Source organism: Pseudomonas vranovensis (genome assembly GCF_040438935.1).
GTDB classification, from domain to species: domain Bacteria; phylum Pseudomonadota; class Gammaproteobacteria; order Pseudomonadales; family Pseudomonadaceae; genus Aquipseudomonas; species Aquipseudomonas vranovensis.
Window position 1 is genome coordinate 2,131,905 of record NZ_CP159259.1, and the last position, 25,824, is coordinate 2,157,728.

General features: G+C 63.3%; 24 protein-coding genes. 13 read left to right on the forward strand and 11 right to left on the reverse strand.

Features of this window, described 5'->3' with window-relative positions; genetic code table 11:
• Positions 1-168 precede the first annotated feature (168 nt).
• The 5 genes from ABVN19_RS09885 (at position 169) to ABVN19_RS09905 (ending at position 6,600) form a co-directional block, all read left to right on the forward strand.
• Positions 169-1,494: a hypothetical protein gene (locus ABVN19_RS09885; protein ID WP_028946241.1), complete on the forward strand. Its 1,326-nt coding sequence runs from the start codon at positions 169-171 to the stop codon at positions 1,492-1,494.
• A gap of 33 nt (positions 1,495-1,527) precedes the next feature.
• Complete coding sequence (locus tag ABVN19_RS09890; RefSeq protein ID WP_105642580.1) at positions 1,528-3,219, forward strand: amidohydrolase; 1,692 nt, start codon at positions 1,528-1,530, stop codon at positions 3,217-3,219.
• 58 nt (positions 3,220-3,277) lie between these two features.
• Positions 3,278-4,435 carry an MFS transporter gene (locus tag ABVN19_RS09895; RefSeq protein WP_105642581.1) on the forward strand — a complete coding sequence of 386 codons (1,158 nt, stop codon included), beginning with the start codon at positions 3,278-3,280 and terminating at the stop codon, positions 4,433-4,435.
• A gap of 119 nt (positions 4,436-4,554) precedes the next feature.
• Positions 4,555-5,622 carry an aromatic ring-hydroxylating dioxygenase subunit alpha gene (locus ABVN19_RS09900; protein ID WP_028946244.1) on the forward strand — a complete coding sequence of 356 codons (1,068 nt, stop codon included), beginning with the start codon at positions 4,555-4,557 and terminating at the stop codon, positions 5,620-5,622.
• Between the two features lie 27 nt (positions 5,623-5,649).
• Complete coding sequence (locus tag ABVN19_RS09905; protein ID WP_028946245.1) at positions 5,650-6,600, forward strand: PDR/VanB family oxidoreductase; 951 nt, start codon at positions 5,650-5,652, stop codon at positions 6,598-6,600.
• Positions 6,601-6,606: 6 nt separating this feature from the next.
• Here ABVN19_RS09905 and ABVN19_RS09910 read toward each other — a convergent pair whose 3' ends face one another.
• The 5 genes from ABVN19_RS09910 to mdlC all read right to left on the reverse strand — a co-directional run bounded on the left by ABVN19_RS09910 (position 6,607) and on the right by mdlC (position 13,976).
• Positions 6,607-7,320 carry a GntR family transcriptional regulator gene (locus ABVN19_RS09910; RefSeq protein ID WP_028946246.1) on the reverse strand — a complete coding sequence of 238 codons (714 nt, stop codon included), beginning with the start codon at positions 7,318-7,320 and terminating at the stop codon, positions 6,607-6,609.
• An 813-nt stretch (positions 7,321-8,133) separates the two neighbouring features.
• A complete protein-coding gene (locus tag ABVN19_RS09915; protein WP_105642750.1) occupies positions 8,134-9,387 on the reverse strand; it encodes an OprD family porin in 1,254 nt (417 codons plus the stop codon).
• Between the two features lie 119 nt (positions 9,388-9,506).
• Entirely contained in the window at positions 9,507-10,982 is a 1,476-nt protein-coding gene (locus ABVN19_RS09920) for an aldehyde dehydrogenase family protein (protein WP_028946248.1), read from the reverse strand.
• Between the two features lie 25 nt (positions 10,983-11,007).
• Positions 11,008-12,348 carry an aromatic acid/H+ symport family MFS transporter gene (locus ABVN19_RS09925; protein WP_028946249.1) on the reverse strand — a complete coding sequence of 447 codons (1,341 nt, stop codon included), beginning with the start codon at positions 12,346-12,348 and terminating at the stop codon, positions 11,008-11,010.
• A 41-nt stretch (positions 12,349-12,389) separates the two neighbouring features.
• On the reverse strand, positions 12,390-13,976 hold the full coding sequence (mdlC, locus tag ABVN19_RS09930) for a benzoylformate decarboxylase (RefSeq protein ID WP_028946250.1): 1,587 nt from the start codon (positions 13,974-13,976) through the stop codon (positions 12,390-12,392).
• Between the two features lie 126 nt (positions 13,977-14,102).
• On the opposite strand from mdlC, the gene ABVN19_RS09935 reads away from it, so the two are divergent.
• The gene (locus ABVN19_RS09935) at positions 14,103-14,999 is read left to right on the forward strand and encodes a LysR family transcriptional regulator (protein WP_028946251.1); all 897 of its coding nucleotides are present in this window, start codon (positions 14,103-14,105) and stop codon (positions 14,997-14,999) included.
• Here ABVN19_RS09935 and ABVN19_RS09940 read toward each other — a convergent pair.
• Entirely contained in the window at positions 14,996-16,327 is a 1,332-nt protein-coding gene (locus ABVN19_RS09940) for an MFS transporter (RefSeq protein WP_105642749.1), read from the reverse strand. The two genes, ABVN19_RS09935 and ABVN19_RS09940, sit on opposite strands and share 4 nt — an antisense overlap.
• Before the next feature lie 501 nt (positions 16,328-16,828).
• Positions 16,829-17,851, reverse strand: coding sequence for an NAD-dependent epimerase/dehydratase family protein (locus ABVN19_RS09945; protein WP_158259250.1), 1,023 nt, complete (start codon positions 17,849-17,851; stop codon positions 16,829-16,831).
• Between the two features lie 283 nt (positions 17,852-18,134).
• Here ABVN19_RS09945 and ABVN19_RS09950 point away from each other — a divergent pair, with 283 nt between their 5' ends.
• From ABVN19_RS09950 to ABVN19_RS09975, 6 genes are all read left to right on the forward strand, one after another.
• The gene (locus ABVN19_RS09950; RefSeq protein WP_028946254.1) at positions 18,135-18,335 is read left to right on the forward strand and encodes a hypothetical protein; all 201 of its coding nucleotides are present in this window, start codon (positions 18,135-18,137) and stop codon (positions 18,333-18,335) included.
• 129 nt (positions 18,336-18,464) lie between these two features.
• Positions 18,465-19,274: a DUF2092 domain-containing protein gene (locus ABVN19_RS09955; protein ID WP_028946255.1), complete on the forward strand. Its 810-nt coding sequence runs from the start codon at positions 18,465-18,467 to the stop codon at positions 19,272-19,274.
• Positions 19,271-19,462 (forward strand): hypothetical protein, encoded by a 192-nt coding sequence (locus ABVN19_RS09960; protein WP_105642747.1) that lies wholly within the window; start codon positions 19,271-19,273, stop codon positions 19,460-19,462. Before ABVN19_RS09955 ends, ABVN19_RS09960 begins: the two co-directional genes overlap by 4 nt.
• Before the next feature lie 454 nt (positions 19,463-19,916).
• On the forward strand, positions 19,917-20,198 hold the full coding sequence (locus tag ABVN19_RS09965; RefSeq protein ID WP_028946257.1) for a hypothetical protein: 282 nt from the start codon (positions 19,917-19,919) through the stop codon (positions 20,196-20,198).
• Between the two features lie 62 nt (positions 20,199-20,260).
• The gene (locus tag ABVN19_RS09970; protein WP_028946258.1) at positions 20,261-20,635 is read left to right on the forward strand and encodes an NUDIX domain-containing protein; all 375 of its coding nucleotides are present in this window, start codon (positions 20,261-20,263) and stop codon (positions 20,633-20,635) included.
• A 74-nt stretch (positions 20,636-20,709) separates the two neighbouring features.
• Positions 20,710-21,315, forward strand: coding sequence for a DUF2238 domain-containing protein (locus ABVN19_RS09975; RefSeq protein WP_036990451.1), 606 nt, complete (start codon positions 20,710-20,712; stop codon positions 21,313-21,315).
• Between the two features lie 56 nt (positions 21,316-21,371).
• On the opposite strand, the gene ABVN19_RS09980 is transcribed toward ABVN19_RS09975, so the two are convergent.
• From ABVN19_RS09980 to ABVN19_RS09990, 3 genes are all read right to left on the reverse strand, one after another.
• Positions 21,372-21,752, reverse strand: a complete 381-nt coding sequence (locus tag ABVN19_RS09980; protein ID WP_028946259.1) for a hypothetical protein — start codon at positions 21,750-21,752, stop codon at positions 21,372-21,374.
• 118 nt (positions 21,753-21,870) lie between these two features.
• The gene (locus tag ABVN19_RS09985) at positions 21,871-22,134 is read right to left on the reverse strand and encodes a hypothetical protein (protein WP_353632801.1); all 264 of its coding nucleotides are present in this window, start codon (positions 22,132-22,134) and stop codon (positions 21,871-21,873) included.
• 41 nt (positions 22,135-22,175) lie between these two features.
• Positions 22,176-23,291 carry a CaiB/BaiF CoA-transferase family protein gene (locus ABVN19_RS09990; protein WP_105642746.1) on the reverse strand — a complete coding sequence of 372 codons (1,116 nt, stop codon included), beginning with the start codon at positions 23,289-23,291 and terminating at the stop codon, positions 22,176-22,178.
• Positions 23,292-23,452: 161 nt separating this feature from the next.
• Between ABVN19_RS09990 and ABVN19_RS09995 the strand changes: the two genes are divergently transcribed.
• Positions 23,453-25,174 carry a hypothetical protein gene (locus ABVN19_RS09995; RefSeq protein ID WP_105642745.1) on the forward strand — a complete coding sequence of 574 codons (1,722 nt, stop codon included), beginning with the start codon at positions 23,453-23,455 and terminating at the stop codon, positions 25,172-25,174.
• Between the two features lie 159 nt (positions 25,175-25,333).
• On the opposite strand, the gene ABVN19_RS10000 is transcribed toward ABVN19_RS09995, so the two are convergent.
• Entirely contained in the window at positions 25,334-25,741 is a 408-nt protein-coding gene (locus tag ABVN19_RS10000) for an OsmC family protein (protein WP_105642744.1), read from the reverse strand.
• Positions 25,742-25,824 lie beyond the last annotated feature (83 nt).

Below are 25,824 nucleotides of genomic sequence, written 5' to 3' on the forward strand. Positions count from 1 at the left end.
CAACTCCTTTCCTTGATCTGATCCGGCCCTGCGGGGATACCCGCCAGCATACCCGGATTTTTCACTGGCAAAAATATTTTATTGACTAAAACATTTTCACGGATCAAGAATATTTTTACGCCAACCAGGCCCCCACCTCCAACTACAACGACAATGGGAGCAGTACCGATGACCCGAGCCAGCCACGCCTGGACGCTGTCGATACTCACGGCCGTAATCTGTGAGCACAGCTACGCCGCTTACGCCTTTGAAGCGGCGGGCCTCAGCGGCGAGTTCAGTCTCGGCGCCGGGGCCGCCAGTATCAACGCCCGCAACGTCAATTTTGGCCTGGGTCGTATCGACCTGCGCGATGGCCACATCGACGGCGAACGCGTCGATTGGCAAGAGGCCTACGTCAAGCCCGGCCTCACCCTGGGCTATGCCCTGGCCCCCGACACGCGTCTGTTCGCAGGCGGCGCGCTGCTCGGCGCGCATACCTTCGGCGACGGCGATGCCGGCGGCTACACCCGCGACGGTGACGGCCGGGGAGCAGTCGAGCAAGCCTACGCCGGGGTGCAGCTCCGCGACTGGACGTTCACCGCCGGCAAGCAGGACTTCATGGTCGGCAGCGGTTTCATCGTCATGGACGGCAACCTCGACATGTTCGACGACGGCGCCTACTGGCTCGGCCCACGCACAGCGTTTCGCGACGCGGCGGTGCTCGGCTTCGGTCACGGCGAAGTGGCAGCCCAGGCCTTCAGCCTGCACACCGACGACCACCTCGGTGACGTTCGCATGAATGGCCTGAACCTCGACTACACCCCCGGCGGCCACGTGAACCTGGGCCTCATGGCCTTGCGCGTTAGCGCCGACGACCCGTACGCCAACCCGCTGCAACCGCGTGACGGCATGCGGGTGTACAACCTGCGGACGCTGCAGGCCAAGCTGCCGGGCCTGGCCGACCTGACCCTGCACGGTGAGTACGCACTGCAACGCGGTCACGGCGCTGGCGTCGACTATCACGCCAGTGCCTGGTACGCGCAGGCCGACTACGCCTTCCCCGCCCTGCCCCTGCAACCCCTGCTCAGCTACCGCCATGCGCGGTTCTCGGGCGATGACGATCCCGGCGACCACACCCAGGCCGCCTGGGATCCGTTGAGCAAGGGTTTCATCGGTTGGAGCACCTGGCTGATCGGCGACATTGTCGGCAACTACCTGCTCTACAACAGCAACGAACGGGTCGACCAATGGACGTTACGCACCCAACTGACACCAACCTTCACCCTGGGCGGCATCCACTACCGCTTCAGCCTCGACGAAAAAGCCCTCAACGGCATCCCGGTCAGCGACCGGCGCTTTGCCAACGAAAACGTGGTGTTTCTCGACTGGCTGCCGACCCCGAGCGTGGCCGCTTCGTTTGCCTTCAACTGGGCCCAGCCCCTGGGCGCGGCGCGCGAACGCTACGGCAATGACGATTTCCGCACCCTGTCGATGTACGTCACCTATCGCTATTGACCCCTTGCCTTCCCCTGAAAAGTGAGACCCACCATGACTGCCCAAGCGGCCACTGCCGACCTGATCATCCACAACGCCCGCATTTACACCGTCGACCAGCACCGCCCCTGGGCCAGCGCCGTGGCCGTGGCCGGTGAGCGCATCCTGCATGTTGGCGACGATGCCAGCGTAATGACTCATGCCAATGCCTGCACCCGGCTGATCGACGCTGGCGGCAAACTGGTGCTGCCAGGCTTTGTCGAATCGCACTGGCACTTCTCGACCACCGCCTTCGCCTTCCAGGCCTTCGTCAACCATGAAGACCCCAACCAAGTGCTGGCCATGCTCAAACACTACGTCGACACCCACCCCGACGAAAAAGCCATCACCGGTATGGGCTGGATCCAGGCCTTGATGCCTGCCGAGGTACTGCGCCGCGAAGTGCTCGACGCTATCTGCGCGGATAAACCAGTGTGCCTGCTGTCCACTGACTACCACACCATGTGGGTCAACAGCTGCGCACTGGAAATCGCCGGCATCGACCGCCACACCCCGCCGGTGGAGGAAGGCGCCAGCTGGTTCGAGAAAGACCCAGTCAGCGGCGAGCCCACCGGCGTGATTGTCGACGGCGCGGCCTATTCCTTGCTGATGCAACGTTTGAGCGAGGCCGGCTACCTGCCGGTTGGCATCGACCTGTACCTGCGCTCGATTGCCCTGTGGCAAGAGAAACTGGTAGCGGCCGGCATTACCACGGTGTTCGATGCAGGCTTTCTGGACCCCAGCGGCGACCAGACCCTGCTCTACGAAACCCTGCAACAGCTTGAACGCGAAGACCGCCTGAAGCTGCGGGTAGTCGGCAGCTTCATCGACATGGGCACCGAGCCCGATCCGGTCGCCATCCTGCAAGACCTGCGCCGCCGATACGACTCGCCGTTGGTGAAGGCCCAGGCGCTGAAGCTGATGCTCGACGGCACCGAGATGAACCATACCGCCTTCCTGCTCGAACCCTATTGCGACAAGCCCCATAGCTGCGGCTCGACGACCATGCCCGAGGCGGTGTTCGAACGACATGTGCGCAAAGCCGATGCCAATGGCATCGACGTCATGGTTCACGCCGTGGGCGATGGTGCCGTGCGCATGGCCCTGGACGTGTTCGAACGCACCTTTGCCGCCAACCCGCCCCGCGACCGGCGCCACGTGATCACCCACGCCTTCCTCACCCACCCCGACGACATCCCGCGTTTTCGCCGCATCGGCGTGATGGCCAACACTCAATTGCAGTGGGGCGTGGTGGATGCCTATGCCGAGGCCATCCAGAAGTCCTATGGCTATCAGCGCTGGGCCTCGATGTACAAGTTCCGCACCTTCATCGACCAGGGCGTCACCGTGTCAATCGGCATGGACGGCCTGGCCTGCCAGTGCCGCTGCCAACATCGTCCGGTAGAGCATATCGAGTCGGGCCACACTCGCCAGTTGAGCGGCGAGCCGGATGCGCCGGTGATGCCCGATGGCAACGAGCGCTTGAGTATTCCACAACTGATCGCCGCCTATACCCTCAACGGTGCCTACCAGTTGGGCCTGGAAAAGGAGATCGGATCGATCACCGCGGGCAAGCGTGCCGATATCATCATTCTGGAGCAGGACCTGTTCGAGCTTGAGCGCTACCAGATCGGCAAGACCGAGGTGGCGCTGACCCTCATGAACGGGCGCATCACCCACGACGCCGGCACCACCGGCCAGGCCTGACCCCGATCGACGCGGCCATCGCCGGCCGCGTCCCCTGCCCCTGTCGCCGGAATCGATCATGCACAACAACAATAATGCCCTGCTCTTGCGCGCCGTCCTGATCTACATCGCTGCCACGTCACTGATCATTATCGGTGTTCAACCTATTTTCATCGGCCTGGTTGCCGAACGGCTGGCCCTGGGGCTGAGCCAGCAAGGCTGGATACTGTCCATCGAAATGACCGGCACCTTGCTCGGCAGCCTGTTGCTACCGGCGCTGGGCCGGCGGCTGTGCGGGCGCAACCTGTACCTGGGCGCCGCACTTGCCGCCACCGTGCTCAACCTGGCCAGTGCCAGCCTGGACAGCTACACCACGCTGCTGGTGTGCCGCTGCGCCTGTGGCATCGCGGCTGGCGTGCTGTATGCCGGGGCCATCAACGCCCTCGGCCGGCTGCCCGGGCAAGACCGCTCCTTCGGGCTTTCGCTCCTGCTGCAAACGGCACTCTTTGCCCTGTATGCCACCACCCTGCCGCACGTGGCGCAGGACTACGGCAGCCGCGCGGCGATTGCATCCATCGCCCTGTGGTTCGGCTTGATCCTGCTGGTGGCCCTGGTCATCCCCACCCACTTGCGAATCGGCGCCTCGGCACGCAACACCAGCGACGGCAGCGGCTCGGCACTGATCGGGCGCTTCTCGTTGCTGGGCATGCTCTGCCTGCAACTGGCGATCTACTGCATCTGGGGCTTTGTCGACCAATTGGCCCGCGAGCGTGGTATCAGCGCCCTCGACGTTGGCTGGGCCTTCGGCCTGGGCGTACTCGGCGGCCTGCCGGGCGGCGCGCTGCCCAGCCTGCTCGGCGGGCGAGTCAGCCGCGGCCCGATGATCGTCCTGGGCTCGCTGCTGGTGCTGTTGTCGATCGTCATGCTGGCGCGCTACACCCACGACGCCGACTACTTGTGCGCCGCGCTGTTTGTAATGAACTTCGGCTGGGTGCTGGCCCTGACCTACTACATGGGCGCCATCGCCACCAATGACCCGCGCGGCAACCTCACGCCGATGGTCAGCGTGCTGCAGTCCGGCGCAGCCGCCTTGGCACCGGCCTTTATCGCGGTGCTGCAGATGGGCGATGCGCGGGACTCGATCTTCATCAGTGCCGGCGCGGCCGTGGTCGCGGGGTGTGTGCTCAAGTCCCTTGCGGGCTGGGCGCATCGCGCCAATGGATCCATTAAAATTTAATCTCTGTTCGATTATCGCCCGAAATGGCGAACGAAAAGCTAACTATTCGTTGACTCGCTCTCCGCAAAGCACCTTTAATGGATCCATTAAATAAAAACAATCGCTGAGCGGAGAGCCTCATGTACCCGAAGAACACCTGGTATGTCGCCTGCACCCCTGACGAAATTGCCGACAAGCCCCTGGGCCGGCAGATTTGCGGTGAACGCATCGTTTTCTACCGAGGCCAGGAGAACCGCGTCGCCGCTGTCGAGGATTTTTGCCCGCACCGCGGTGCGCCGTTGTCGCTGGGCTATGTCGAGAACGGCAACCTGGTATGCGGTTACCACGGCCTGGTGATGGGCTGCGACGGCAAGACCGTCGAGATGCCCGGGCAACGGGTGCGGGGCTTTCCGTGCAACAAGACCTTCGCCGTGGTCGAGCGCTACGGCTTTGTCTGGGTCTGGCCGGGCGAGCAGTCGTTGGCGGATGCGGGCTTGATCCCGCACCTGGAGTGGGCCGTGAGCGATGAGTGGGCTTACGGCGGGGGGCTGTTTCACATCGGTTGCGACTACCGCCTGATGATCGACAACCTCATGGACTTGACCCACGAAACCTACGTACATGCCTCCAGCATCGGCCAGAAGGAAATCGACGAAGCACCGCCAGTGACCACCGTCAACGGCGACGAGGTAGTCACTGCCCGACACATGGAAAACATCATGGCCCCGCCGTTCTGGCGCATGGCCCTGCGCGGCAACGGCCTGGCCGACGACGTGCCGGTGGACCGCTGGCAGATCTGCCGCTTCACCCCGCCCAGCCATGTATTGATCGAAGTGGGCGTGGCCCACGCGGGCAAAGGTGGCTATCACGCCGAGGCGCAGCACAAGGCCGCGAGCATCGTGGTCGACTTCATCACCCCCGAGACCGATACCTCGATCTGGTACTTCTGGGGCATGGCGCGCAATTTCGCCGCGCAGGACGACGCCCTGACCGCAGACATCCGCCAAGGCCAGGGCAAAATCTTCAGCGAAGACCTGGAGATGCTCGAGCGCCAGCAACGCAACCTGCTCGACCACCCTCAGCGCAACCTGCTCAAGCTCAACATCGACGCCGGCGGCGTGCAGTCGCGCAAAATCCTCGACCGCCTGATCGCCCAGGAACGCGCGCCCGAGCCGCAGTTGATCGCCACCACCGCCACCCCGGCCTGACCCCAGCCACACTCCCGAGGACCGAACATGATCGACGTCGTGGTGGTATCCCGTACCCGTGAAGCGCAAGACATCTACAGCTATGAACTGGCGGCCGTCGATGGCAGCCCGTTGCCGGCGTTCAGCGCCGGCGCGCACATTGACGTGCATCTGCCCGACGGCCTGGTCCGCCAGTACTCCCTGTGCAACCACCCCGAGGAACGCCATCGCTATCTGATCGGCGTGCTCAAGGACCCTGCCTCACGGGGTGGCTCGCGCTGCATGCACGAACAGATCGACTGTGGTGCCCAACTGCGCATCAGCGAGCCGCGCAACCTGTTCCCGCTGGCACACGGTGCCCGGCGCAGCCTGCTGTTTGCCGGCGGCATCGGCATCACCCCGATCCTGTGCATGGCCGAGCGCCTGGCGCATATCGGCGCCGACTTCGAGCTGCATTACTGCGCTCGCTCCAGCGAGCGCGCAGCGTTTGTGGAGCGCATCCGCACGGCCCCGTTTGCCGACCGCCTGTTCCTGCATTTCGATGAACAACCCCAGACAGCACTGGATGCCAGCAAGGTCCTGGCCAATGCGCAGGACGATATTCACCTGTACGTGTGCGGCCCTGGCGGCTTCATGCAGCACGTGCTCGACAGTGCCAGGGCGCAAGGGTGGCAGGAAGGCTGCCTGCACCGCGAATACTTCGCCGCCGCACCGGTGGATACCGCCAACGATGGCAGCTTCTCGGTACAGGTGGGCAGCACCGGCCAGGTCTTCGAGGTACCCGCCGACCAGAGCGTGGTGCAAGTGCTGGAGCGTCATGGCATCGAGATAGCCATGTCGTGCGAGCAAGGCATTTGCGGCACCTGCCTGACGCGGGTGCTGGACGGCGTGCCGGAGCATCGCGACCTGTTCCTGACGGAGGAAGAACAGGCGCTGAACGATCAATTCACGCCCTGCTGCTCGCGCTCGAAAACGCCGTTGCTGGTACTGGATATCTGAACCGCGTCACGACGAGGGCAGGATCACCTTCATGCGCTCGTCGGTGGTTGCCACACCGAAGGTTTCGGCATAGCGCAAGGTGGCATTGGCATGCTCGCGCATAATCGCTTCGGCGCGGGCGCCCTGGCCGTTGAGCAGCGCGTCGAACACCGAGTGGTGCTGCATGTGCGCGTAATTGAAACGTCGGTACTCGCGTGCCAGGTCGTGACGGTCCACGGCCAGCGCAGTGACCGAGGCGAATGGCAGGTGATCGTTGCGCGCCAGCGCATCGGCGATTGCCGGGTTGTGGCTGCCTTCGACGATCACCTGGTGAAAGCGCATGTTGAGGTCGTGATAGGCCTCGAGGTCTTCCTCGGTGACAAAGCCTTTTTCGAACAGCTGATCACCTTCGTGCAGGCAGCGCTGCAGGGTGTCCCGTGCTTCAGGCGACAACCCGCGCTCGGCGGCCTGGCGTGCGGCCAGGCCTTCCAGCACACCGCGCACCTCGACGGCGCCGGCGATATCGTCGGCACTTACCGAACGCACCTGAAAGCCACGGCCGCCAAAGCGCACCAGCAGCCCTTCCTGCTCCAGGGTACGAAACGCCATGCGCACCGGCATGCGTGAGACGCCGAACAGCTCGGCGGTAGGGATTTCCATCAACCGCGCGCCGGCGGCCAACTCGCCCGAGGCGATCATCTTGCGCAGCGCAACCAGTACCAATTGACCGGGCTTACTCATCCAGGCAACTTCCAGAAAACATGGACCGCCATACTACCGCAAGGTGAGTGCTGTGGGAGCGGATGTCCCTCTACCTCTGGCGACCGCTACGCGGCCGATCGCAGGCTGGCGCCAGCGGCTACACCGGCAATCCGTAGCCGCTGCCGAGGCACGAAGCTGCGATCGGCTGCGCAACAGTCGCCAAATGGCGCAATGGTCATGAGTGCACGACCGCTGCGCGGCCGATCGCAGGCTGGCGCCAGCGGCTACACCGGCAATCCGTAGCCGCTGCCGAGGCACGAGGCTGCGATCGGCTGCGCAACAGTCGCCAAATGGCGCAATGGTCATGAGTGCACGACCGCTGCGCGCTCGATCGCAGGCTGGCGCCAGGTAAGCGCAACAGTCCTGAAGCACGACCGCTACGCGGCCGATCGCAGGCTGGCGCCAGCGGCTACACCGGCAATCCGTAGCCGCTGCCGAGGCACGAGGCTGCGATCGGCTGCGCAACAGTCGCCAAATGGCGCAATGGTCATGAGTGCACGACCGCTGCGCGCTCGATCGCAGGCTGGCGCCAGGTAAGCGCAACAGTCCTGAAGCACGACCGCTGCGCGGCCGATCGCAGGCTGGCGCCAGCGGCTACACAGGCAATCCGTAACCGCTACCGAGGCACGAGGCTGCGATCGGCTGCGCAACAGTCGCCAAATGGCGCAATGGTCATGAATGCACAGACCGCTGCGCAGCCGATCGCAGGCTGGCGCCAGCGGCTACACCGGCAATCCGTAGCCGCTGCCGAGGCACGAGGCTGCGATCGGCTGCGCAGCAGTCGTCAGCTCTCTAGAACGACAATGGGTAGCTCACAATCAACCGCGTCTGGTCAAAGTCGCTGTTGAAGCTGCGCCGGTTGGTGGCGTTGTTCACCCGAATGCTCAAGCGCTGAAAGGTGCCGCTCTGGATGGTGTAGCCCAGCTCGGTGTCACGCTCCCATTCCTTGCCATTGCTGCCCGCAGCCGTGGTCGCGTTCTCGCCATGCCCGTAACGTACCATCGCCAGCAACCCAGGTACGCCCATGGCGGCAAAGTTGTAGTCGTACCGCACCTGCCAGGAGCGCTCGTCGGCATTGCTGAAGTTGCCGTTGAACATGTCGTTACCCAACGTCCGACCACTGCTGCCGTACACCGACATCCACTGGCTGTCGCCACTGACTTTCTGCAACCCCAGGTACAGCGTGTGGCCACCGGTCGCGGCCGACAGCAACGCATACCCGGTACGGCTCTGGATGTCGCCGATACGCGCCTGGCCATCTTCCTTGTCGATGAAGTATCCCAGGTTGGCACCCAGCACCCAGTTGCCCATCGGCTGCTTGTGCAGCAGGTTGAAGTAGCTCTGTTGATAGATGTCTTCGAGCTGTGAATGCCACACACCTACCAACGTGCGCTGCTGGTTGAATCGGTACTCGGCGCCGGCGTAGTTGAACCCGTCGGAGGTCACCCCTGGCGCCGCCCAGGCCGACAGGTCCTGCATGTCCGAGGAGTTGCGCAGGCTTACTTCACGGTACTGGCCGGCCTGCAGGCTCAGGCCTTCGATTTCCCGCGAATCGAGCATCCCGCCGCGAAATGTCTGCGGCAGCAGGCGACCATCGTCGTAACGCAGCAGCGGAATGTCCGGCATCAGCTCGCCCACCTTGAGCTCGGTGGCGGAGATGCGCATTTTTGCCGCCAACCCGGCCCGGCCGTAGTCGTCTGCCGCGCGCCCGTCGTCATGTACCGGCAATAGTTCCGAACCGCTGACATCACGGCTGCTGTCGAGCTTCACGCCAAACATGGCGATGCCATCGAGGCCAAACCCGACAACGCCCGGGGTGTAGCCCGAAGTGAACTTGAGAATGAAGCCCTGGGCCCATTCGTCAACCTTGCTCTTGGCCGCCCCCGGGTCACGAAAGTCGCGATTGAAGTAATAGTTGCGCAGTAACAGGTCGGTCTTGGCATCCTCGAAAAAGCCGCCGTCCTGGGCCCAGGTCGGCAGGCTCGTGGCCAGGATCAAAGTCGCGGTGGCGACCGAACGCGCCAGGGTGCAAGGAGTGTGGATCATTATTATTGTTCTCCGCTTTTCATGGGCGCAGCCGCTCCCCGACAGGCCAGCCGGGCCCGTCCATCAGAGGCTGCGTAAAAGCCCGGCAAACGCCGGGCAGTACTCAGTGACTCAAGGCATCAGAAGGGATACTGGCGCGGCGAATGCTGCACGCTGATCCAGTGATCACGGGTGAACTCGTCAATCGCCCAGTCACCGTTGAAGCGCCCCAGCCCCGAGTTTTTCTCGCCGCCGAAAGGCGCGTTGGCCTCGTCGTTCACCGGGATGTCGTTGATGTGGGTCATGCCCGCGCGTACCTGCCGGCCAAAGCGCACGGCGCGCTCCAGGTTGTTGCTGAACACCGCACTGGAGAGCCCGAATTCGCTGGCGTTGGCCAGCTCCAGGGCATGGGCTTCGTCACGCGCGCGAATCAGCCCCACCAGGGGACCGAAGATTTCATTGCGGGCCAGGTCCATGTCGAGGGTCACCTCGCCATACACATGCGGCGCCAGCAGGTTGCCGTCTACCCCGCCCTCGTACAGCGGCTCGGCCCCTTCGCGTCGCGCCAGGGCGATCTTTTCCTCCAGGCCCTGGAGCTGACGGGCATTGATCAGCGGGCCGATCACCGTGTCTTGCAGGTTCGGATCACCGACCGCAAGGCCTTTGACCCGCGCGACAAAACGCTCGGCGAAGGCGTCGTACAGGCTGTTGTCGATAATGATCCGGTTGACCGCCATGCAGATCTGCCCCTGATGCAGGAACTTGCCAAACACCGCTGCGTTCACCGCCTGTTCCAGGTCAGCATCGTCCAGCACAACGAACGGGCTGTTGCCGCCCAGTTCCAGGGCCACGTGCTTGAGGTGCTCGCCGCCACTGGCGATTCGGCCGATGCCTCGCCCCACTGGGGTGGAGCCGGTAAAGGTGATCAACGACGGCAGTTCATGCTCGACGAAGGCGTCGCCAATCTCGCTGCCGGCACCGACCACCACGCTGAGCACGCCCGCCGGCAACCCGGCTTCTTCAAAGATCCGCGCCAGCAACAAGCCACCGCACACCGGGGTATCGCTGGCGGGCTTGACCACCACCGCATTGCCCAGCGCCAATGCCGGGGCAATCGAGCGCTGGGTCAGGTGCAGCGGGAAATTCCACGGGCTGATCACCCCCACCACGCCCAGCGCACTGCGGTACACCCGGCTTTCCTTGCCCGGCACATTGGATTCGACAATGCGTCCGTGTACCCGCGCTGGAAACGACGCCGACTCCAGCGCAATGGCCCGCGCTGCGCCCCACTCCAGCTGGGCCTTGAGCCGGGTGCTGCCCGACTCGCGGATGATCCAGTCGATGATTTCGTCGCGGCGCCGGTCGAACACCGCCACCACCTCGTACAGCACCGCCGCCCGCGCCGACGGCCCCAGTGCCGCCCACTGCGGCTGCACCCGGGCGGCCTCGCGGTAGGCGGCATCGAGGTCGTCGCGGTTGGCCTGGGGAATGTCCAGCAGCAGCGCATCATTGAACGGGTTGGTCACGCGCAGGCTTTTGCCGGCAGCGCCGGTGCGCCACTGGCCGGCAATCGGCTGCAGGTGCAGGTCGCTGTAACGAGGGCAGGTATCAGACATGAAATGCTCCTTGGACAGGTAAGGGTCAAACAGTGGGTTTGCTGGCGACTTCAGGCTCGCAAGCCTGCTGCGGCGCACGCACGTGGATACAGACGATGGCCAGCGCGCCGATCACCCCCGGCAGGGCAAAAGCGAGAAAGTTCTGCTGGAACGGCAGCTCCAGCGACAGCAGGCTGCCGCCGAGCATCGGGCCTGCGATGGCGCCCAGGCGACCGATACCGGCAGCCCAACCGACCCCGGTGGAGCGGATATGCGCAGGGTAGGCAATCGAGGCATAGGCATGGATCACCGCCAACGTACCGATGGTGGTGGCGCCGGCGATCAACAACAGCAGGTTCAGCACCAGCGGGCCTGGTTTGAAACCCAGTGCGGCCAACGACAGGGCTGCCAGCACAAAGAACAACGCCAGGGTGCGTTGTACGCCCAGCTTGTCGGCGAGCCAGCCGCCGAACAGCGCGCCCACCGTGGCGCCGATGTTCAGGGTCACCAGGAACGCCAGGCTCGAACCCAGCGGATACCCCCCGTGTGCCATCAGTTTGGGCAGCCAGGTATTGAGGCCGTAGCTCATCAGCATGCACATCGCGAACGCCACCCACAGCAGCACGGTCGCCAGGGCCTGGCCCTTGCTGAACAGCTGCGGCAGGCGTGCCGCACGCACTTGCGTGTCGTTGCCTGGCAGGCGCAATTCGGTGCCGGGACGAAAACCTGGATCAACCTTGACCAGCAATTGATCGAGTTCGGCGCGGCGCCCCTTGAGTTCGAGGAACGCAGCAGACTCCGGCAGGTAGCGCAGCATGAATGGCACCGCCAGCACCGGCAGCACGGCCACATAGAACACCGTCTGCCAGCCCCACTGCGGGATCACCGCAATAGCCAGCAGGGCCGACAGCACTGCGCCCACCGAGTAGAAACTCGACATCACGGTAATCATGGTGCTGCGCCGGCCTTGCGGGGCGAACTCGCTGATCAGGTTCACCGCACTGGGCACCAGCGCGCCCAGCGCCAGGCCGGTAACCAGGCGGCAGGCGCCCAGCTGGATCGGGGTGCTGGCATGGCCGGTCATGAACGCCGCGAGGCTGGCCATCAAGGTCGTCACGATTATCAGCTTGCGCCGGCCGAAGCGGTCGGCCAGTGGCGCCAGCAAGGTTCCGCCAAAGAGCATGCCGAACAGCGCACAGCTGCCCAGGGTCCCGGCCTCGATGGCCGTGAGCTGCCACTCCTGCATCAGGCGCGGCACCACCGAGCCGTAGATCACCATGTCATAGCCATCGAACAGCATGATGAAGCAGCCCCACATCAGGATCAGCAGATGGGTGCGATTGAAGGGTGCAGCGTCGATCACTTCACTGACGGAAGTCGTTTTCATAGCCACCTCTTGTTTTTATTGTTGTGCAGGAGCGGGCCCCTTCAGGGCTCGATGGTTTGCGTGGGCACCTCGATCAACACCGGCCGATTGCCCGCCAGTGCTTCGCTGAACGCACTGGCAAATGCCTCGGCGGTGGCCGCCTGTACCGCTTGCACGCCGTAGCCCTGGGCGATGGCACAAAAATCCAGGCCGGGTACATCCAGCCCCGGTGCATCGCTGACATCGAGCACATCGGCGAACCAGCGCAGGGCGCCGTAGGTGCCATTTTTAAGAATGATGAACACCACCGGGATGTTGTATTGGGCGGCCGTCCACAACGCCGTGATGCCGTAGTTCGCCGAGCCGTCGCCGATGATGCCGATGACGCGCCGATCGGACTTCGCCAGTTGCACACCCACCGCCGCAGGCAAGCCAAAGCCGAGCCCACCGGCGGCCGGGAAGAAATAGCTGCCGGGCTCGCGCATCTCCACACGCTGCCAGAACGCACCGACGGTGGAGGTGGATTCCTTGACGTAAATGGCATCCTTGGGTGCCAGCGCGTTGATCAGGTCGAACACTGTTTCCGGGCGCAGCAGGCCGCCTTCCTCGGCCACCGGTTGCGCTTTGGACAGGGCCACCGGCATGGGTCGATCAACCTGCGGCACGCTGTCGACCAACGCTGCCAGGGTCAGGGCGATATCACCCACCAGGGCATCGCCCATGGGGGCACGGGCAGCCTCCCCCGCGTCGCAGGTGATGTGCAGCAACTGGCATTCGGCGGGCAGGTAGTCGCCTGGGGCGTACTGGTGGTAACGGAACACCGGTGCGCCCACCACCAGGATCAAGTCGTGGTCGGCCAGGCAGCGGCTGATACCGGCAATCGCCGCCGGCAGCACACCCCGGAAACACGCATGACGGGTCGGGAACGGGCACCGCGAGGCCGAAGGTGCTACCCAGGCCGGCATCCGCAGTTTCTCGGCAAGTTGCACCGCAAGGGGGTTGCCGCCGCTGCCATCGACATCCGGCCCCAGCACCAGCACCGGGTTGCGCGCCGCCGCCAGGCGCTCGCACAGGTGCTCAAGCTGCGCCGGTGAAGGCAGGCCGGCGTTGACCACCTGGCGCCGGGCCAGGTGCTCGACCCCGGCAGGCGCTTCACAGGCCCAGTCGTCATAGGGAATCGACACGTACACAGGGCCGCGAGGCGCCAGGCTGGCCATGTGAATCGCCTGACTCAGGGTGCGCGGCACATCCTGCGCCGAGGCCGGCTCGTGGCTCCACTTGACCAGCGGCTTGGGCAATTGTGCGGCGTCGACGTTGGCCAGCATCGCTTCCACGCCGATCATCGAGCGCACTTGCTGGCCGGCCGTAATCACCAGCGGGCTGTGGGAATACCAGGCGTTGGTCAGGGCGCCCATGCCATTACCGGTGCCGGCCGCGGCATGCAGGTTGACGAAAGTCGGCTGGCCGGTGGCCAGGGCATAACCATCGGCCATGCTTACTACCGCCCCTTCGTGCAGGCCGAGGATGTAGCGGAAATCTTCAGGAAAGCCCTTGAGAAACGGCAGCTCGTTGGAGCCGGGATTACCAAAGATGGTGGTCAGGCCGTGCTGGCGAAGAATGTCGTAGGAGGCGCGGTGAACCGTTTTCATAAAGACCCTTGCAGCTCGTTTTTAGAATGTGGGTTACTTTTGCAGTCACCACCAGATTGATCAAATTGATACTATCTCTATCAAAAATAGAACCTATCTATATCGTTGCGCGTGTTACGAGGCCCCATGAGCCACATTGACCTGAACCTGATCCGCACCTTCGTCACCCTCTTCGAGGCCCGCAGCGTGACCCTGGCCGCCGAGCGCCTGTTCGTCACCCAGCCCTCGGTCAGCTACGGCCTGGCGCGCCTGCGCGAACTGTTTGACGACCCCCTGTTCAGCCGCACCCGCGACGGTATCCAACCGACCTTTGTCGCCGAACAGCTGTACGCTACCTTGCGCGACTCGCTGACCCGCATCGAAGGCGCAGTGCAGAGCACACGCCAGTTCGACCCTGGCAGCACCGAGCGCAGGTTTCGCATCGCCCTTTCCGACCTTGGCGAAATGGGCTTCTTGCCGTTGATCCTGGCGCGCCTCAACCGCGAGGCGCCCCACGCTGAAGTCGAAGTGCTGCCCCTGCAGGTGGACCAGGTCGGCGAGTGGCTGGCCAGCGGCAAGATCGACGCCGCCATCTGCCGCCCGCCCGTTGCCGGTACCCGCAGCCAGGTACTGATGCGCGAGCGCTACGTGTGCCTGTTGAGCCTCGACCATCCACGCATCGACCAGGCCCTGAGCCTTGAGCAGTTCATTGCCGAGCGTCACATCACCGTGACCCGCACCACCGGCCACGGCAGCGTCGAGGATGTGCTGAACGCCATGAGCGTGCAGCGCCGGATCAGCCTGCAGGTACCGCACTTTTCGGTGCTGCCCAAGATCATCCCCGGCACCGACCTGCTTGCGGTGCTACCGGCGCAGATCGCCCGGTTGTTCGTTCAGGAAGGCGGCTTGAAGATGCTCGAGCTGCCGTTCCAGGTGGCCGAGTTCAACGTGTCACTCAACTGGCACCCCAACAGCGACAGCTCCGCCGCACTGCAATGGTTCTGCGCAACCGTCGCCGAGGCGATCATCGACGGCCAGGCCTAGGCACCGGCCATCATCGGCTGCGCCGGTGTGTGAGACGGCTTGAGCAACAGCAGGCAACCGGCAGCCAGCACAAAGACACTGGCAAACACGCCATACAGGTGCAGCGGTTGCCAGCCGCCATCGAGCAGCACACCGGCCACGGTCGGCGACAGGATCGCGCCAATCCGGCCGATGCCGATGCCCCAGCCCACCCCGGTGGCGCGCACCGAGGCGTCGTAGACCACCGGCGACAACGCATAGAGCCCGGCCACGCAGCCGTTGGAGAACAGCCCGATCAACACGCCAAGCCCCAGCGCTGTGCTGACCGATGAACCACTGCCGACAAACAGCACCAGCAGCCCGGCCGTGATCAACATGAACAACGCCAGCACCCGCCCCAGCGGCCAGCGCGAGGAAAGCCCGCCGATCAGCGCCGCGCCGACGATTCCGCCGACACTGAGCAACACCCCGCCGGTAATACCTTGCTCGGCCGACAAACCTGCGGCCACCAGCAGCTTGGGTGTCCAACTCATGACGAAGTAGAAGCCGAACATCACCAGGAAGAACAACAGCCAGATCAACAAGGTGGTACGGCGCATGGTGGGGGTCAGCAACTGCCGGAACCCGGTGGCGGTATCGGCCTCATGAACCTGCGGCGCTGGCAACTGCGCCAGTGCCGGCTGCCCCAGCCGCAGCGCCAGGCGATTGACCCGCGCCAGCGCATTGTCCGGGCGGCGTGCCAGCAAGAAGTCCAGGGATTCGGGCAGCCACAGCAGCACCAGGGGAATCACCAGTAAAGTGGCAAGGCCGCCGAACAGGAACACCGAGCGCCAGCCCCACTGCCCCAGCAGCCACACCGCCAACAGGCCGCCCAGGGTTGCACCGAGGGCATAGCCGGTGGACTGCAGGCTGACCGCCAGACCACGCCAGCGCTTGCTGGCATATTCACTGGCAATCACGTTGCTGCTGGCAAGGATGCCGCCGATCCCGAGCCCGGTGAGCCCGCGCAACAGGGCCAGTTGCAGCGGGCTCTGGCTCAGTGCAGAGAGCAGCATGCCGACCCCCGACAGCGCCAGGCAGAACAGAATAAGCGGGCGTCGCCCCACGCGATCGGCCCAGGGTGCGATAAACAACGAGCCGGCCGCCATGCCGAACAACCCGGCGCTGAGCAGCAGCCCGATTTGCGCCCCGCTCAGGCCCCACTCGGCAGAAACCGAGGCGGCGGTGAAGGCCATCACCAGCACATCGAAGCCGTCGATCATGTTCAGGAAAATGCAGATACCGATGGCCAGGCACTGGAAGCTGCCCATCGGGCCATGGTCGACGCGGTGCTTGAGATCAAGGCTCATGGGCTCACCTGCAGGCCGGCAGCGACCAGCGGCGAAATCACAGATAGACGTGTGCACACACAAAGCGAGCGGCGCGAACCCTGGCAGTTGCGCACCCTTGGTAAGCCATTCATGACTGAACCCTTTTTGTAATTGTTATCGCCTACGGTCGAGAGGGCTCCCGCCGTTGCCAGGGGCTAATCAATCAGATAATGGATCCATAGACAACAGGGCGAATCATGAAACGCCAGTACTATTGACGGTTTAAATTGCCTCATCACATAAGATTGATTTTATTTAAATGATATATATCAGATTCTTATATCGTGTTGTTAAAGTAAATAATTCTGTTCGATTATCGCCCGAGAACGCTGAGGCGTGCCTCGCTGCACGTGACGCTAATGGATCCATAAGAACCGCTGCGACCGCTGCGCGGCCGATCGCAGGCTATCGCCAGCGGCTACAAGCCCTGTAGCCGCTGCCGAGGAAACGAGGCTGCAATCGACTGCGCAGCAGTTGCCGTCAACTCAGCTGGCCGCTCTCCCGCAGCCAGGCTTCGGATCGGCGCAGGCCTTCTTCCAGGCTGACCTTGGGCGCATAGCCAAGCAGGCGCCGGGCCTTGTCGATAGAAATACCCCCCGTGCGCGAGAACATGTACATGGCGTCGGGCGTGATCTCGTCGGCGCGCTTGATCAGTCGGTTGAAATTCCAGAGGCCACGGGTCAGCGCCACGGCCAACCACAGTGGCAAGCTGCGCGGCGCGCCGGAGCGCCCTGCCCAGCGCCAGTGATGGCTGAAAAACGCCTTGCAGCTCACCGATTCGCTGGCGCTGATGTGAAAGATCTGCCCGCGCGCCTGCGCCAGGCCTGCAGCAAGCATCACCCCGTCGAGCAGATCGTCGATGTACACCGGCGTCCAGCGCCCTTCCCCCCGATTGGGCAAGATCAGCGCCCCGGCCTGGGCCATCTTCAGGGGCTCGCTGAGCCACGCACGCGAGCCGGGGCCGTAGACATCCCCTGGACGCACCACGGTGCAGTCGATTTCACCCGCAGCGTGGGCCGCCAGCACCAGGTGCTCGCTGGCCCCTTTGGCCACGCCATAGCGATAGTGATCGCCAATAACCACGTCGCAACGCTCGTCCGCTTGATCGGGGTATTCCCAACCCAGCGCGGCAATCGAGGAAAACTGCACGAAGCGCTGGGCGCCCGCGCTGATGGCGACATCCAGACAATTGCGTACGCCACGCACCGAGACCTCCCGGTACAGGCGCCAGGGCGCGGCCAGAGAAACCACCGCCGCCGTGTTGATGAACAGCTCGCAGCCGCGTGCGTGTTCTGCCCATTGCTGCGGCTGGGTCAAGTTGCCGGCGACGATGGCATTGCTGTCGTCGGCGCGCAGGTCCATGCCGCGCACCTCTGCGCCGAGCGCCTTGTAACGGCGCACCAGCGCCTGGCCGATAAAGCCGTTGGCACCGGTGATGAACACTGAACGCGGCACCTCAGGGGTTTGGCCCTGGGCACCGACCGGCATAACAGGATGGCTCATTGTGTGCGCTCCATCGGTTGTCAAGAAAACAGCACCTGGCTCACTGCACCGACGTTGCCCTGGCGCTAGGTGGAAAGGTGTTGGCATTGGGTCCCAGTCTTGGATAGGCCGCTTATTGGTTCTTGGCATTTACTGCCAGATTTTTATCATTTCGCGCCAGTCGCGCAGATATTCGCAACGGTTGTAGTGCGCCCACTACACACCTTTCGTGCCTCCCCGATACCGCAGAACCGTGCCTCCCTCGACCATGGTGTCCATCACGCCACAGTCGAGGAGAGCCATCATGGGCGCACGAATTCGAGTGATCTGGCACACGGTTGTGCAGGCCTGCGGCGGCACCTGGGCCCGCAACCGCGCAGCCACGGACGGCCGCGCCGCGTTGCTTGCCGCCCAGGAAGATGAAGAAGCCAGGAGCCTGGCCTGGGTCATGCAACTGCATGACCCGAAGAACGTCCGGCAACGCAAGGCGCAGCGCCGGGAGTGAAGCCGTGCCACGACTGCTGTGCGGGCAGCTTCGGATAAGTGGTCAGTAAATGGACGACGCACCAGAGGTTGTACGACTAAATTTAAAGGTCCGCATTGCCAACCCGGCATTCTTGCAGCGGTGACTCCTATGGAAAAGATCGCGAAAAAGTGGATCGGCTCCTCTGTAACCCGCCTGACCGAAGTGGGCCTTGTCACAATCATCGGATGCGTAGGGTCAACCGCCCTCCAGGCCGATGAGGCCTATGCAAAAAATCTGATCAAGAACATGTCCGACTATATGTCGGCGCAGAACAGTCTGTCGTTCAACTACGACACCATTCTTGAAGTTGTCACCGAGGATCATCAACGACTGGCGTTGGCCGGTTCCGGGACGGTTGTCATCAACCGTCCCGACAAAATACGCAGCACCCGCTCCAGCGGCTTTGCCGACATCGAGATGCTATTCGATGGCAAGACGCTGACCCTCGTCGGCAAGGGCAAGAACATCTACTCGCAGCTCGACGTTCCGGGCAGCCTCGACCATTTGCTCGATGTGCTCCGCGACAAGTACGACCGCCCGCTTCCGGGGGCTGACCTGTTCATGTCCGATCCCCAGGCGAAGCTGATGGAAGGCGTCACCGACATCAAAGACCTGGGCAGCGGGGTGATTGGCGGAGTCGAGTGCGATCACCTGGCCTTCCGGAAAAAAGAAGTCGATTGGCAGATATGGATCGCCCAGGGCGAGCGGCCCTATCCCTGCCGCTATGTCATCACCTCCAAGCAGATTGCCGGCGAACCGCAATACAGCATTCAGCTCAGCGACTGGAAAAGTGGTGAAGGTGCAAAGGCGGATGACTTTGTCTTCAGCAATCCTACCCAGGCCAAGAAAATAGAACTCAAGGACTTGCCCAATGCCGAGGACTTGCCGCTCAACTTTGTACGAGGTAAAGCCAAATGAACCTGCTGTTGAAGTCCGGTGGCCCCGTTGTTGTCGGGTTCGTGCTGATGTGCGCGCTGGAAGTGGGCGAACACCTGTCCATTCCGGGAGTTCACAGCCTGGTGCCAGAGGCCCAGGCCGTTGTCGGGCGTCCACTCACTCCGGTGAGTGTTGCCGGGGTGGCCAGACGTACGGCACGACGTAACTAGCGCTCCTGCCTGGTCCTGTAGCCGCTGGCGATAGCCTGCGATCGACCGCGAAGCGGTCGTAATTCAGAGGAAGATCGACAGCACGGCAGTGACACAAGCGGTCAATGTCACTGCCGTTGCGCCAAAAACCAAAGTACCAGCTCGGCTCGGCGGTGCTCGCCCTGGGCTACCCGTTGCTGGCCAGCCTCAACATCCGCCAGATTGCGCGGCCGTTCATAAAAGAGCTGGCCGACTATATTCGCGGCTCGGTGTCACTGGGCATGCACGACCGCTTGAGCGTCGTGTACCTGGAGAGCAGCCGCAGTGCCGCGCCCATGAGCCATCCGCCGGACGTCGGCCTGAGTTATCCCATCGTACCCACGGCGATGGGCCGGGGAGCATCGCCGCCTCCGGGCGTGACGAGCGCACGGCGCTGCTCAACGAGATCAAGGTCAGGACGCCTGAAGACTGGAATGTGTTTTACCCCCGGATCGAAGAAAGCATTCAGGAATTTCAGGCGCGGGGGTTTTGCGTGTCGTACGGCGACCTGCGCAAGGAAATCCACGCCGTGGCCGTGCCCATGCGGGCTATGGGCGACGGCGAGATCCTGGTGTTCAACTGCGGCATTCCCTCGTTCATGCTCAGCGAGGGACAACTGATCAAGGACGTGGGGCCACGGCTGGTATCGATGGTGCGCAGGCACGAGGCTGCGATCGGCTGCGCAGCAGTCGCCATACAGTCGACCGCCCTTGTATAGATCGAACCACTACCGACGCTGAATGTCGGTTGCAGTAAGCAGTCAAATAAAAGGCCCCCACGATGCCAACCAGAGCCAGAGCCACGATCGTCTGCCTGCGCAGTGGCAAGGTATTGCTCGTCAAGAAACGCCATGCCAAATGGAACTTGCCCGGCGGGGCCATCGAAGCGGGTGAAACCCCCTTGCAGGCAGCGCTGCGCGAGCTTGAGGAAGAAACACGACTGCAAGCCGAGAAAATGCTCCAACTCTGCGAGATTGCCATCGGCGACACACTGCACTACATCTTCTGTCTGCAGGTAGACGACCAGACCAAAGCCATCCCCGCCAGAGAGATCAGCCAATGCCGCTGGGTGCGCAAAAAGTCGCTCAACGGCATCCCCCTGACGCTGCGTGCGGGCAAACTGGTGCGTCGCGAACTACCGGTACTGATCCCCTGAGCGTCGGGCTTTACGCGGGAACACCCATAATGCCCATTTCTTTATCGCAAGCGACCGCCAGGCAAGCTGCACTCATGCTGGCGATAGCAGTGGCCATGCTGGCGGCCTCCGGCATCGAGCCCCATAGCCGGGTAGACTGGCTGCTCGAAAACGCCCTGCCGGCAATATTGCTGGTAGGCCTGGTAGTGGGTTGGCGTTATCTGCGCCTGTCGGCCAGCGCATATGGGGCGATCCTTGCCCTGTTGGCTATCCATGAACTCGGCGCCCACTACACCTATGCCAAGGTGCCCTACGAGGCATGGGCCCAAGCGCTTGCCGACCGCTCACTGAACAACGCCCTGGGCTGGGACCGCAACCAGTACGACCGTCTGGTGCATCTGAGTTATGGCGTGCTGTTCTGCCTGCCCCTGCGCGAAGTGCTGCAACGCTGCACCCCCTTACGGGGAATGTGGCTGGCCCTCCTTGCACTCAACGTCGTACTGAGCACTTCGGCGATGTACGAATTGATCGAATGGGTTGGCGGCCAGTACTTGGGAGAGGACCAGGCCAAGGCTTTCCTGGCGACCCAGAAAGACCCCTGGGACGCGCAAAAAGACATGGCACTGGCCGTGTTCGGCGCCTGCATGACTCAGGCCGCGTTGCAGTCCAAGCGCTGGCTGGGGTGCCGCGCCAACGTTTGAACCTGGCCTGGATCGTCCCTACTGCCCCCGCTGAAAATTCAAGGCCCTGCACACACCTAATGATGCGCGTGCAGGGCCTTGATCAGTTCGGCCTTGGTCATGGTCGAGCGCCCGCGGATGTCCTTGCTGCGGGCCTCCTTCATCAGGCTTTGCTTGGTCTGGCTGTCGAGCGAGGCGGTGGAGCTGCGCGCGTGCCCTTCACGGGTCTTGGCAGCACGCTTGGCTGAATCGGAGCGGGCCGTCTTCTTCTCGCTTGTCGACGTGCTCTGGCCCGAACCGCCGGCCTTTTCACCCCCACCCGACTGCTTGTTCACCGTCGCCCAGGCACGGGCTTCGGCTTCGTCTCTGGACACGCCCTTGTTTTCGTAGCGCTGCTCGATGTGTTCGGCCTTGCGCTTCTGTTTGTCGGTGTACTTGGCTTTGCTTCCCCTGGGCATGACGGCATTCCTCTACGGTGTTTCCCGTTGGAGAATGCCGCGCCGGCCAAGTGCCGCACGAGGGATGAACGGTCGTCAGCACGCCGGACCAGGCCCGCCGCCGCAGTACAGCGTTTGCCTAGACAAGTAATCGGCCTGTGGCAGGCACAGCAACACGACCGCACCCGCTGCTTCGCGCGCATGGCCAGGACCGCCCAGCGGAGAAGTCGATGGCGCCGTAGTGGTCCATCGCGGCCTTGACCAGGCGCTCGGCGAAGTCCCGGCCGGTGACGCTGCCTGCGCAGGCCACCGCTTCACCACTTGCCAGTGGCAGCGCCGCTGCGCGTCCGATACCACGACCGGAGCCGGTCACCCGTGCGACGTTGCCTTCAAGCATGTTCATTGCGTATTGCTGTTGCGTTGTTGTTTTCAGGCTCAAACGGCTCAACGGCCCCAGAGCCCGGCGAGATCGCCGGCTTCGAGGGCACCCAGTACCTGTTCGGTATGAGCGCCACGGGTGGGAATCGGTCCTGGGGTGACCACCTGCCCGTCAAAGCGCGGGGCCGGGTGCGCCTGCAGCAGGCCGTCGCGCTCGAAATACACGTCGCGCTCGACCATGTGCGGGTGCTGCGAAGCTTCACGGGGGCTGAGCACCGGGGCAAAACAGGCATCGGTGCCTTCCAGCAGATCGCACCAATGCTCGCGCGGCTGGCTGGCGAACAGCGTTGCAAAGGCTTCACGCATCGCAGGCCATTGCCTGGCGTCCCATTGGTGGGCAAAACGGGGATCGTCCTGCAGGCCGAGCTTGTTCAGCAGCAAGGCGTAGAACTGCGGTTCCATCGAACCCAGGGCGACATAACGGTCATCGGCGCAGCGGTAGGTGGCATAGAAGTGCGAGCCGTCGTGGACGCTCTTGCCACGTTGTTCGTTGAGCAGGCCCCTGCTGCCCAGCGACATCATCAGTTGCATCATGTGTGCCGAGCCATCGACGATGGCGGCATCCACCACACTGCCCTGCCCGGTCTGGCGCGCCTTGAGCACCCCGGCCAGTACTCCGATGGCCAGGTACAACGCACCGCCGCCGATATCACCGATCAGGGTGATCGGCGACGAGGGTGCTTCACCTGCGGTACCGCTGTGGTACAGCGCGCCCGACAAGGCGATGTAGTTGTTGTCATGGCCGGCGGCGTTGGCCATCGGTCCGTGCTGGCCCCAGCCCGTCATGCGCCCGTACACCAGCCTGGGGTTGCGCGCCTGGCACTGCTCCGGGCCCAGGCCCAGGCGTTCCATGACACCGGGGCGCATGCCCTCGATCAGGACATCGGCACTTTCAATCAGTTTGAGCACCAGCTCGCGACCTTCGGCGGTCTTGAGGTCGGCCACCACCGAGCGCTTGCCACGGTTGAGCGGGTTGGCGGCGGCATTGGCCTCACCGGTAATCGAAGTGGACGCGCCACGCTCCACGGCAATCACATCAGCCCCCAGGTCCGCCAGGTGCATGGCGCAGAACGGCCCTGGGCCGATTCCGCAGATCTCGACAACATTGATACCTTGCAGCATGTGCTCTCCTTAGGGGTGTCCTTGTTGTTATTGGGGGGAACGCTAGCAGAGGATGGCGATGTAATCCTGCCCCCCGCCACGGGTGGCTATGGCCGCCGGAGCAGCGGGCTACTCTGGGCCCGCAATCGCTGGCAATAACAACAAAAGGAAGGAATGAGCGTATGTTCGAGTTACCTCCCCACTGGGCCCTGTGGGCAACCTGCTGCCTCGCCGCACCGGCGGTGGCTACCGCACAAACCCAGGTAGCGCCACCCAACCCGTACCTGGCCCAGTCCTACAACAACCAGACCCATTGGAACGACGGCGCTTCGGACAGCACCTCGATCAGCGTGGCGCGTGGTTCATACAAGATGACCCCGCAAGCCTACCGCGTGGTCCCGAACGAATCGGGCAGCCTGATGCAGTACACCGACAAGGTCGGTGGCACGGATATCTACTGGTACTGGGCCGGGTTCTCCTTGCGCAAACTGAAGATCGACGACGACTTCAACTTCAAGGAAATCGCCCGCGTCGACCTGCCGGTCAAACTACCCAACTACACGCCGGTGTCCACCGAGAAACGCCTGGAGCAAGCCGCCCAGGCCCGTAAGTTCCTCGACGCCAAGGATGAGAAAGGCCTGCTCGACTACATGCAGTCGCAGCCCAACCGCATGCTGACGGCCACCACCGACCAATTGCTGGGCGGCGCCATCTACTCGCTGCTGACCCGTGACAACGCCTTCATCGGCGCCAGTGCCCGCCGGGTGTTCCGCATCGACCAGAATGACGCCAAAGACCCTGCCTCGGGCATGAAACTGACCCACGAAGTGCAACTGCCCGACGCACTGTTCGACAACGAAAAGACCAAGCGCAGCGTCGGCATCCCGATGGACACTGCCTTTGGCATGGGCATGACCCTCAACGGCTACCTGGTGGTCAACACCATGGGTGGCACCGTGGCGACCCTGGACCGCACCACGCTCAAGCTGATCGACACCTACCGCATCGAAGGCAATGACGAGGTGTTCCTCAACTCCTTCGCCACCGGCCCTGAAGTGGATGGAGGCGCGGTGTATGTGGCCTCCAACCAGAACATGTATCGCCTGGTGGTCGACAAGAACGGCAAGCTCCACGCCGACGAAGCCAGTGGTGCCTGGAAAGCCCCCTACGAGCGCGGCCCGCGCTTCACTGCAGTCAAAATCGGCGATGGCACCGGCTCCACCCCTACCCTGATGGGCTATGGCCCGGACGAAGACCAACTGGTGGTGTTCACCGACGGTTCGAAAAAAATGAACCTGGTCGCCATGTGGCGCGACAAGATTCCGGCGGGCTGGAAACAGAAGCCGGGCACCCTGTCGCCACGGGTTGCCGACCAGCGCCAGGTTGACCTGGGTGACGCGATCCCGACCGTGCAGTCGGAGCAATCGGTGGCGGTGTATGACGGCCATGCCTTTGTGGTCAACAACATTCCGGCACAAGACAAACCGGCGCTGGCCAAATCGGGCTACTACGTCACCATGCTCAACGGCATGACCCGCCCGGCGGCCAAGGGCGTTGCAATGCTCAAGTGGGACAGCGCCAAGGACCAATGGAATACCCTGTGGAATCGCACCGACGTCGGTTCGGTCTCAGTGGTGCCAATGATCAGCGGTGGCAGCCGCATGGCCTTGATCAACGGCGTGTACACCGCGCGCCAGGGTGAGGGTTACCACATCGGCATGGACCTGGACACCGGCAAGACCGTGCTGGAAATTGCCACGGGTAGCGACCCGGTGTTCAACGGCATGTATGCACCGATCAAAGTCGATGCCCAGGGCCGCTTGATGTATGGCATGGCCTTCGGCCTGGTATTGATGGACACCAACCGCATGCAGAAAGTCGAGCAGGTTGCCAAAAGCCAGTAAGCCACACCCTCGTTGACCAAACGCCCGGTGCCCAACACCGGGCGTTTTGCATGCCTTGTGGGCGCTGGCTTGGCGGCGATGGGCCGGTGCAGTTAGCCGATCAAGGGGCGCGGCCGATTGCCAGCAAGCCCCGCTCCCACCGTTCAAGCGCGGGGCGCATTAATCGCTCAACTGGCTGTCAATGACAATGCTGCCACTGAGCAGTTTGTGTACCGGGCAGGCATTGGCCACGCCCAGCAGTCGCTCGCGCTGGGCAGCATCGAGATCACCGTGCAGCTCGATTACACGCTTGATCTCGGTGCGCATGGGTGCGCTCTTCTCTTCCTTGATGATGTCCAACTGCACATGCACGTGCTGCAGCGGCCACTCCTTGCGGCGGGCATACATCGACAGGGTAATCGCGGTACACGCACCCAAAGCCGAGAGCAACAATTGGTGAGGGTTCGGGCCACTGTCGTGGCCTCCAAGCGCCTCGTTCTCATCGGCCAGCCACTGGTTCACGCCGGCGGACAGGTTGACGGTGTAGGGAATCTCTCCCAGTTCGGCATGTAAGGTCGAATCGGTCATTTACGGGGGACTTCCTTGGCAATGGCCAAACCAGAAGGGCCTGGCGCGAGTGTCTTAACACTAGCGTCAGGCCCTCTGCCTGT